The sequence below is a fragment of the Salegentibacter agarivorans genome, assembly GCF_900113135.1.
Lineage (GTDB): Bacteria > Bacteroidota > Bacteroidia > Flavobacteriales > Flavobacteriaceae > Salegentibacter > Salegentibacter agarivorans.
The window spans coordinates 1-8,981 of sequence record NZ_FOOH01000046.1; the positions used below are offsets into that span (position 1 = coordinate 1).

The window sequence follows — 8,981 nt, forward strand, 5'->3', positions numbered from 1 at the left end:
GTTTACCAGGGCTGCTAGTTGATTCAAACCAATACCACTGACTTCTAGCTGTACTCCATTGGGATATCGCAGGCGATACTGCGAATGAAAAATAGCTGCTTTATCAGGAGTGATATCCACAAATCCATCTGGAGCTTCCGATTTCCTGTTCTTCCATTTTTTAATCCAGTAGTAAAAATTACTACGAGTTATCCCATGATGGTGACAAAAATCTTTTTTACTTAGACCGCTAACTTCCCATTTCTCGATTAACTCATACATATAGGCTTGCTTATCCATTTCTTTTTTGTGGGCAAGCTAGAATTTATCTTAAGTTTACAAAAGATGTACTTAGCCAACTGGATACATAACTGGCGCGGGATCCTATGCTGTTTTTATAGTGTACGGGAAGTTAAGCGTAAAGTAAAAACAGCATAGAGCGCAACCTATTAGATTTTTTAAAACCAGTAAATTTTAACCTGTTTTTAGGCTTTCCCAAGCCATTTACTGGTAATCTGCTCGCTTTTGACCACTCATTTAAAAAAAATTGCTTTTTTTACTAAATTTTTGACGCAATTTTCAACGGTTTTACTGAGGGTTTCAGGGCATTTGCCGCAATTTTACTAAGTTTTTCAAAGGGGCATTTGTCATTACAAACCTTGTTTTTCATTGGGTTTATACATACCTCACTAATAATTCTATTAAAATATTATTTCAGTTCGATATTCCATTCAATGGTCAGCAACCTATCCCTAAGGTTGTTTAAAGTTGAGAACAGTTCCTTTTCATCGGGAAATTCCCCATAGACCAAATTTTGAAATTCATCCAAATAAACTTTCTTTAGCTCTGTTCGGAGCTTATTTGAATCACTAAATATGAGAGCTTTTGAAGGATGGTATATTAACCACGCATTATCGTTCCTATAACTTTTCACATCATCATTTGCTACTTTTAAAAGCATCTCCTCAAAATCCTTAGAATTAAAAAAGTTTGCAAATTCTTTTTTCTGTAAGAGTTTATGCAAATCATAAAGATGCCTTATCTTTTTCTTTAAATCTTCAACGGGATTATCACTATATGAAAAACGCACAAGGCTCATTATTTTTTCACAAATTGTTCTTGTAGGTTCCAGTACTAAAACTTCAAAAGACAATAGCTCATATTCATTTACAATATCGACTTGATCATTTTCAATCATCATTTCCCCGATAAATGAAGAGATTTTCTTTTTTGTATATGGTTCGAAATATCCCAACCAGGTGGCTTCAACTATGATGGCGTCTCTAACCTGACCGTAGTTACCCTCGAATTCTTTGGAATAAGAATGGGCAGTTTTACGATTCATACCCATTTTTTGTGTGAGTCCTTCTATATTAATTTCCGGTAAAACTTCTTTAACTACCTTACTAATTTCTCTAATTTTTGTAGTTAGCATATTATTGGACTCTCCCTCATTTCTTAGAACCACCAAGTCAATATCCTCAGAAAATCTTTCAATGATCTTATAACATTTTGACAAAGCTGTACCTCCTTTAAATATCGTATCCTTTCCTATTCTATTATTATATATTGTATAGAGTACATATGTTACCCAATAGTCTTTTTCAACATATATAGGTCGTATTTGCATCTGGTCAGAAGTAAATTGTATGGCTTGCTTAAAAAGCTTTTTATTCTGATGAAGTCTCATATAATGTTCCAAAGATTTGTATTTGACAATATTCTAGAAGCTCCGGGAATTTTATACTTTGTAATTGGATTCAGAGAAGCTTTTAAGGATTTTGTAGACACTTCGTTTAGTTCATCTAGCATTGCACCTAGCAGTGCTCTAGTAGAAGGTGGATATTTTAAAGATAATCTGACGAGTTCCTTCTTGTCATTATCTGATAGTTTTTCTATTATTTTCAACAGTCGTTCTAAAGATCCTTTTAAAGTGCTATCAGGTATTTTTTTGATGTACCTTATACTATCTAAAATTTGAAGTAAAGGAATGTTCTGCCTGGTGATTATGTTTTTCTGTTTTATAAAAGAAATTGTGTAACGTTCTCTTTTAAACTTTGGCCGTACTTCATTTCTTCCAATCTGAATAGTATTACTTACCTGGCTGGTCAAACCTAATTTATTATAAATACTATAACCGGTAAGATAGCCTATAGGCTTTCCATCATCTTCCAATAGATCTTTTACAACCTGTTCCTGATCCGGTTGCAATTCTCCAAATGGAGTTTTTTCCGGTTTGTAATATTTTCCTTTGGATAGTTTAGAAATTTTCCCTGCTTCCACCATTCGGTTCAAAGCTTTAATCACAGCTTCTTTTCTTTCCACCTCTATACTAAAATCCTCATAGGTGAAAACATAACCTTTTGGGAATCTATTAATCTTATTTGTTATATATTCGGTTGTTTTCAAGAATTATACTTTTTCAAATATAATATTTTGTCCAGTTTATTAAATAAATAACTGGACAATTTTCAAATATTTTATTGAGTGTATTAAAAATTTTAAACTAATCTCATGACATATCTACCATAATCTGCGCTGGATCCTCTGCTGTTTTTATAGTGTACGGGGGGTAAGCGTAAAGTAAAAACAGCATAGGGCGCATACAATTAGATTTTATCAAAAACCAGTAAATTTTCGCCTGTTTTCAGGCTTTTCCAAGTCATTTACTAGTAATGTCCACTCCTTGTCCACTCACTGTCCACTCATTTAAAAATTTGCTTTTATTTTTTACTAATTTTTTGCCGCAATTTCGACGGTTTTACTGGGGGTTTCAGGCCATTTGACGCAAATTTACTAATTTTTTCAAAGGGGCATTTGTCATTACAAACCCTGGTATCCACCCTGTAGCCACTCGCAGTATGCCTCCTGGATTCCCGGATATGCTGCAAAATAATCTTGGTAAGATTTATTCCGTGATTCCATAATCGTTTGGTAAACTTCAAAGTTTTCTTCTACATTTTCTTTCGAGGTATACCCAAAATAACCCACTGAACTCAAGGCAATGATTCGTGAGATTCCAAAAAGGATCAGGAGGTAATTAGGTATGATCCTGGCGTGTTTTAATTTTCTGTCTATCTCCTTTAGGATTTCATCTGTTTTTTCTTTTTCTGCCTGCTGCTTTAGCAGGAATGTGTTCAGGTTCTTTTCCACAGCTTCCGTGCTTATGGGGATGCACATCTTGACCAATTGTCCCGAAAGCTTTTGAAGCTCCAGCACTGCCGTTTTGAAATCCTTCATTTCATCGGCCATCAATTCCATAATTTCATCTAGTTTTTTCATCACTTAAAGTTTTAATATCCTATACCTATTCCGGTATCTTTTATAATTTTTATTGTTCCTTTTAAAATCTCTTTAGCTATTTTGGTTGAAAGGTTGCTGCTTAGTTGCACTGTCTTACCCAATACCTGAAAAGTTTTAGGTACTTCTTTTAGCCTTGTGAAACTTTTGTTTTGGACGATCTGGGGAATTAATCTATTCCCGCTCATCGACCGGTCCACTTCACTTGCTTTGAGGTTAACTCCTTTGTATTCCACTCGAAAGCCCTGTAGTTGATTCGCTTTATTGATGGTGGGAATCACTTCAACCTTTTGGGCTTTCATTTTACTGATATATTCATCCAGGGATTTTGGTCTCGACTGAAGTACGCGGTCATGTATATTTTTGATCTCCTGTCTGAGGCCCTTCAACTCATTAAGTCTTTCCTGCTGTACTTCCCGAACCCGTATATTGTGCCAGGTCTTCCACGTTCATTACTTTTTTGGTGTGGGAGAGAAGTACTTTAATATCTTCCAATAAACCCACTACTTGTTCCTGCTCATTCATAATTATATGGTTAAAATTAGAAATGAGTAAAAGGCCTTTTACTTTTTTGTACAGGACAAACTTAGGAAAGTAAATACCTATAAATCAATAGGATAAATCAAATAAGAAGCGAATTATGCTATAATTATTCTTTATTTAGCATCTGCCGGATGAATTTTCGCTGATTTCGGGAATTAATAGTAAATATATACCCCAGGAGTCACTTTTTGACACTTATATAAACAGTGATCTATTAATCCAAAAAGAATGTCTGACTAATTAAAACTGTGCAATAAATAGCTTATGAACCTATGGTTGAAAGTGAATAAAATATCATATTTTTAACTTCCCAGCAATCTATTTGCCAGCTCATACTTATAATATTTAAAAATTTTTAATGAAATCATTACTTTTCACTTCTCTGTTTCTCCTCTCATTTACCATTAATGCCCAGGAGGAAGAAGTCATCAACTGGATCAATCAAAATGCGATAGAAATTGAAGATGCAGATCCTAATACAGATCTGCCAAATTTCAATGACCAAATCCCTGAAAAGTTTAAAAACGCGAAGATTTTCGGGTTTGGAGAAGCTTCTCATCATGGAAAGGAGTTTTTCAATATAAAGGCAAAATACTTCAAATATCTGGTAAAGAACCAAGACGTAAAAGTCTTCATAATGGAAGAGTCTTACCCCGCGGAAGCTGGTATTAATGAGTGGATAGGCGGTGGCAAAGGGAACGCTAAGACCATAGCCAACAATTTCAGTATCCTACCCTGGTATAATCGGGAAGTTGTAGATCTTTTGGAATGGATGAGGAACTATAACCTTGCACATCCTAATGAAGAAAAAATCCGTTTTTATGGAATGGATATTCAGAATGTAGAAGGCATAAACCAGGAAATTCGTGATTTTGTAAAGGAATATCAAGTGCCTGTGAGAGAAGAACTTCTTTCTGTAGTAGACAGCACTACTCACAAGAAAATTGATTATGATAAATCGACAAACTGGGCCGATATTCAGCTCCCTAAACTTCGGGAAGTTGAACAGATTATTACAGATCACCAGAAAAACCATTATCCGAAACAAGAAGAAGAATTCACTACCATTCTAAGGGCACTTAATTACTTGAAAGCTTATACCTACTATTTACAGCATTCTAAAAGTGACGTTAGGGATCGTAAAATGTTTGAAAGTGTAAAATGGATCATTGATAATAATACAAGCAACGGGAAAGCATTTATCTGGGCTCATAATGAGCATATCAATAACCACGAAATGCTATCCTACGGGAGTGGTTGGATTAGTGCGGGAGGACATTTAAAGGATTTCTACAAAGAGGACTATTATAGTGTATATTTTGATTTTGGTACGGGTAAAGCAATAGGCTTTGTTACCAGAAAAAACAAACCAAATTACTGGGATCTTTATGAAATAGAAAAACCATATCGCAGAACTTACTCAAGAACACTTTATGAAGCAAATAAGGATATTTACTTTATAGATATGGATATGGCTTTGAAAAATATTCATATGAACGATTTTTTTAGTGACAAGAAGAAACAATTACTATTAGGCGGTCCAGGTTTTGATCCAAAAAATAAAACGCTGATTTCGAAAAAATTCTCTAAGATGTTTGATGGCTTGATCTATATCAAGAGTATTTCCAGTGCTAATTATGACTTGAATTAGGAATAATATATGCGAAATGAAGAGAATTCTACTATTAATTATGATTATCGCTGGGTGTAAAAGTCCAAAACAGCAAAAAGAGAAACTCAACCTCGGATTTGAAACCCATACTAGCACGAGTAATTTACCGGAAGGTTGGATCAAATGGGGTAAATACAATTTAGAAACGGATACCCTGGAAGTCTATTCCGGGAAAAGCTCTGGTAAAATAGTGGCAGATGGTGGTTCCTTTGGAAGTATAGCCTATAAAATTCCTGCAAATTACACCGGAAAAACCATTCGGCTGGAAGGCTATATGAAAATCAGAAACGTGGAGAATGGATATGCAGGGTTATTGATGCGCATTGACGGAAATGGCATTCCACTGGAATTTAACAATATGCAGGATCAAAGTATTACTGGCACCAAAGACTGGAAGCAATATAGCATAACCTTAAATTATCCCGAGGATGCCCAAAACATATATGTAGCCGGGATTCTGGCCGGTGATGGAGAGGCCTGGTTTGATGATTTTGTAGTAAAAATTGACGATAAGAATATTCAGACCTTAAAAGAAGTTAATAAAGAACGAACTAAAGCTGAGTTAGACACGGAGTTTGATAAGGGTTCAAATATTGAATTATCGGAATTAACCTCGGAAAAGATCAATGACCTGGAGCTTTTAGGTCGGGTTTGGGGTTTTTTAAAATATTATCATCCTGCCATCGCGCAGGGAAACTACAACTGGGATTATGAATTATTCAGGTTTCTTCCTGGCTATATGGAAATTACAAGTGAGCAGGAAAGAAACAAATGGCTTATCAACTGGATCGATTCCCTGGGTGAGCTGACACCACGTGAAAACTGCGAAACCACGGCTAAGAGTTCACCTATTAAACCTGATTTCGATTGGATAAAGGTTCAGGAAGAAGAACTTCAGGAAAAATTGCGCTCCGTTTATGAAAACCGCTCACAGGGTAAGCATTTCTATTTGAGGACTGCTCCTACAGGAAATGCCATATTTAAAAACGAAAACGCCTATTCAGAAATGACTTATCCCGATGATGGATTCCGGTTGCTAGCACTTTACAGGTATTGGAATATCATTAATTACTTTTTTCCCTATAAACATTTAACCGATACAGACTGGAACCTAGTGCTTGTTCAATACATACCAGATTTTATCAACTCAGATAACGAGCTGGAATATGAGCTAACTGCACTAAAGATCATTGCGGAAGTCCGGGATACCCACGCAAATTTAAGTGAGGGAGGTGATAAAATTCAAGAATGGAAAGGAAAAAATTACCCTCCCTTTCAACTTCGCTTTATTGAAAATAAACTAGTGGTGACCGAATATTATAACAGTGAGCTAAAGGACGAAGGAGTTTTAAAAGCTGGTGACATCATCACTCACATAAATGGGAAAAGCATTGAAGAAATCATTGATGAGAAAAAAAAATATTATCCTGCTTCGAATATTCCTGCCCGATTAAGAGCTATGGCTTCTGATCTCTTACGTTCAGATTCCTCAGAAATTACAATTAAGTATACTTCCGCGAATTCCGAAAAACAAAGTATAAACCTAAAATTATATCCCAGGAATGAATTAGATATCTCACAATGGTATAATAAAAGTAAACCAGAATCTTATAAACTATTAGAAAATAATATTGGCTATATATACCTCGGCACCATACAGAAAAATGATATTCCCAAAATTAAGGAAACCTTCAAAGACACCAGGGGAATTATCATAGATATCAGAAATTACCCTTCCACTTTTGTACCTTTCAGTTTAGGTTCCTTCTTTGTTTCGGAATCTACCCCATTTGTCAAGTTTACAAAAGTAGATATTGATAACCCTGGAGAATTCACCTTCACCGAACCCATAGAAATCCCGGGCACAGCTAATTCTTATAAGAACAAACTTGTTGTACTGGTCAATGAAGAATCTATAAGCCAATCTGAGTATACTGCAATGGCTTTTAGAGCCGGGGACAATACCACTATAATTGGAAGTACGACCGCAGGAGCAGATGGAAATATCTCTCAAATTCTATTACCCGGGGGACTAAAAACTATTATTTCAGGGATTGGGGTTTATTACCCTAATGGGGAGGAAACCCAGAGAACAGGTATTATTCCGGATATTAAAGTGACTCCAACCATCCAGGGAATTATAAACGATGAGGATGAACTGCTGGAAAAAGGGATCGAAACAATACTAAAAGAATAATAAACAGCCTAATTCTTATCAACTCCCAACATCTGACGGATGAATTTCCGTTGATTTCGGGGAGATTACTTTTGCCTGGTCATTTTTCCAGGCGGAAAAACTGGTTTTTAAAGTGTTTTCTTTAAGTGGTTCGTTGTTCATCAAAAAGGAATTCATCAGCAGCTGGAAAAAGTCACGTTTCCTTTCTCCCGAGAAATCTTGAATTCCACCAACTAACAATTCATCGAATAAGACAAAGAGAATCCTATGGTTTGCAGAATCCCCGCTTTTATTACCAACGGTGAAATTTATCTTCTCCTGTACCTTTCGGCCTTTGAGCAGTCTAAGAAACTGCTCTTTAGCGTTTTTATCAAGATTGATGTATTCTTATCTGGTATTTATCAATAGGTTCCACCTTAAAATAATGCCGATCGGTCTCCAGGTGTTTATCTGATTCATAAAATATGGCCAGCCAAACCAAAACTACCGCCAGCACTATAAGAAGTACTAGAAAATAGACGTAACTGTCTATTATAGTTTCTACACCAAAAATTAAACTGAAACTTAAAACGACAAGGATAAAGAAGGAAAGGATAAAAAGAATCAGATTGGTAGTACTCCCCTCAATTTTATCTTCTATGAAATCATTGATTCCAGATCTTAACCTGGCCACTGCTTTTCAGACTCAAGAATAAATTTTTCCATAGTTACCAACCACCTTTCAGGCTATTAAATATAGTAAAAAGAAAAATAGGTGGGAAATCATAATAACGCTCAGACCACCCAGTATGAAGTTTCCATCTGCAAATTATCTACCAGAAAGAGTAGGCCTTTATACGTGTGGGAATACATCAAATGGAGTAAAATCTACAATTGCCATAAGAAGTTTTGCGTTATTCTTCAATCTTTGAAACTTAAAATAAAAGAAGTCCCAACTCCGGTTTTGCTCCTAACATCAATATCACCACCTAAGCTATTCATATAACTCTTTACCAGATATAGACCAATTCCCTTACTGTCCTTATGATCTGTAAACTTTTGGTGCAATTCAAATAGCCTGTTCTCACTTTTTTCCATATCGAAACCAGTTCCGTTATCTACAAAATGAATTTGAGAACCGGTCTCATTTTTTTTAGAACTAATAGAAATTATGGGTGGAATTCCCGGTTTAGCATATTTTATGGAATTGGTGATTAGATTTAGAAAGATGCTATTCAGGTAAAATTTGTTAACCTTAAGAAATTCAATTTCAGAAAAATCAATTTCAAAACTAGTCTCGGTTTCTTCAATTAGAGATTGTAACGAACCTAC

At 35.4% G+C, this 8,981-nt stretch carries 11 protein-coding genes; 2 read left to right on the plus strand and 9 right to left on the minus strand.

The annotated features are described in order from the left end of the window. The 6 genes from tnpA to BM084_RS19570 form a co-directional block, all read right to left on the minus strand. Nucleotides 1-279, minus strand: a 279-nt coding sequence (gene tnpA, locus BM084_RS18785; RefSeq protein ID WP_093306650.1) for an IS66 family insertion sequence element accessory protein TnpA, incomplete at its 3' end; no start/stop codon positions are given. A 409-nt stretch (nt 280-688) separates the two neighbouring features. Next, a complete protein-coding gene (locus tag BM084_RS18790) occupies nt 689-1,669 on the minus strand; it encodes a nucleotidyl transferase AbiEii/AbiGii toxin family protein (RefSeq protein WP_093306654.1) in 981 nt (326 codons plus the stop codon). Next, nucleotides 1,666-2,388, minus strand: a complete 723-nt coding sequence (locus BM084_RS18795; protein WP_093306656.1) for a DUF6088 family protein — start codon at nt 2,386-2,388, stop codon at nt 1,666-1,668. Before BM084_RS18795 ends, BM084_RS18790 begins: the two co-directional genes overlap by 4 nt. 414 nt (nt 2,389-2,802) lie before the next feature. Then, nucleotides 2,803-3,261, minus strand: a complete 459-nt coding sequence (locus tag BM084_RS18800; protein WP_093306658.1) for a DUF6730 family protein — start codon at nt 3,259-3,261, stop codon at nt 2,803-2,805. A gap of 11 nt (nt 3,262-3,272) precedes the next feature. Then, on the minus strand, nt 3,273-3,668 hold the full coding sequence (locus BM084_RS18805; protein ID WP_093306660.1) for a hypothetical protein: 396 nt from the start codon (nt 3,666-3,668) through the stop codon (nt 3,273-3,275). Between the two features lie 4 nt (nt 3,669-3,672). Further along, the gene (locus BM084_RS19570; protein WP_262506685.1) at nt 3,673-3,804 is read right to left on the minus strand and encodes a hypothetical protein; all 132 of its coding nucleotides are present in this window, start codon (nt 3,802-3,804) and stop codon (nt 3,673-3,675) included. Nucleotides 3,805-4,180: 376 nt separating this feature from the next. On the opposite strand from BM084_RS19570, the gene BM084_RS18810 reads away from it, so the two are divergent. Further along, nucleotides 4,181-5,473, plus strand: a complete 1,293-nt coding sequence (locus BM084_RS18810; protein ID WP_093306663.1) for an erythromycin esterase family protein — start codon at nt 4,181-4,183, stop codon at nt 5,471-5,473. A gap of 16 nt (nt 5,474-5,489) precedes the next feature. After that, on the plus strand, nt 5,490-7,691 hold the full coding sequence (locus tag BM084_RS18815; RefSeq protein ID WP_093306665.1) for a S41 family peptidase: 2,202 nt from the start codon (nt 5,490-5,492) through the stop codon (nt 7,689-7,691). 18 nt (nt 7,692-7,709) lie between these two features. Here BM084_RS18815 and BM084_RS19575 read toward each other — a convergent pair whose 3' ends face one another. The 3 genes from BM084_RS19575 to BM084_RS18830 all read right to left on the minus strand — a co-directional run. Beyond that, nucleotides 7,710-7,832: a hypothetical protein gene (locus BM084_RS19575; RefSeq protein WP_262506686.1), complete on the minus strand. Its 123-nt coding sequence runs from the start codon at nt 7,830-7,832 to the stop codon at nt 7,710-7,712. A 208-nt stretch (nt 7,833-8,040) separates the two neighbouring features. Further along, a complete protein-coding gene (locus tag BM084_RS18825; protein ID WP_093306669.1) occupies nt 8,041-8,343 on the minus strand; it encodes a hypothetical protein in 303 nt (100 codons plus the stop codon). A 227-nt stretch (nt 8,344-8,570) separates the two neighbouring features. Continuing rightward, nucleotides 8,571-8,981 (minus strand): ATP-binding protein (locus tag BM084_RS18830; protein WP_143083699.1); only part of this gene is annotated, 411 nt, incomplete at its 5' end.

Excerpts from the sequence above, each read along its gene's own strand:
- BM084_RS18790 (WP_093306654.1), bottom strand. The coding sequence starts at position 1,669 with ATGAGACTTCATCAGAATAAAAAGCTTTTTAAGCAAGCCATACAATTT.
- BM084_RS18800 (WP_093306658.1), bottom strand. The coding sequence starts at position 3,261 with ATGAAAAAACTAGATGAAATTATGGAATTGATGGCCGATGAAATGAAG.
- BM084_RS19570 (WP_262506685.1), bottom strand. The coding sequence starts at position 3,804 with ATGAATGAGCAGGAACAAGTAGTGGGTTTATTGGAAGATATTAAAGTA.
- BM084_RS18810 (WP_093306663.1), top strand. The coding sequence starts at position 4,181 with ATGAAATCATTACTTTTCACTTCTCTGTTTCTCCTCTCATTTACCATT.
- BM084_RS18815 (WP_093306665.1), top strand. The coding sequence starts at position 5,490 with ATGAAGAGAATTCTACTATTAATTATGATTATCGCTGGGTGTAAAAGT.
- BM084_RS19575 (WP_262506686.1), bottom strand. The coding sequence starts at position 7,832 with ATGAACAACGAACCACTTAAAGAAAACACTTTAAAAACCAGTTTTTCC.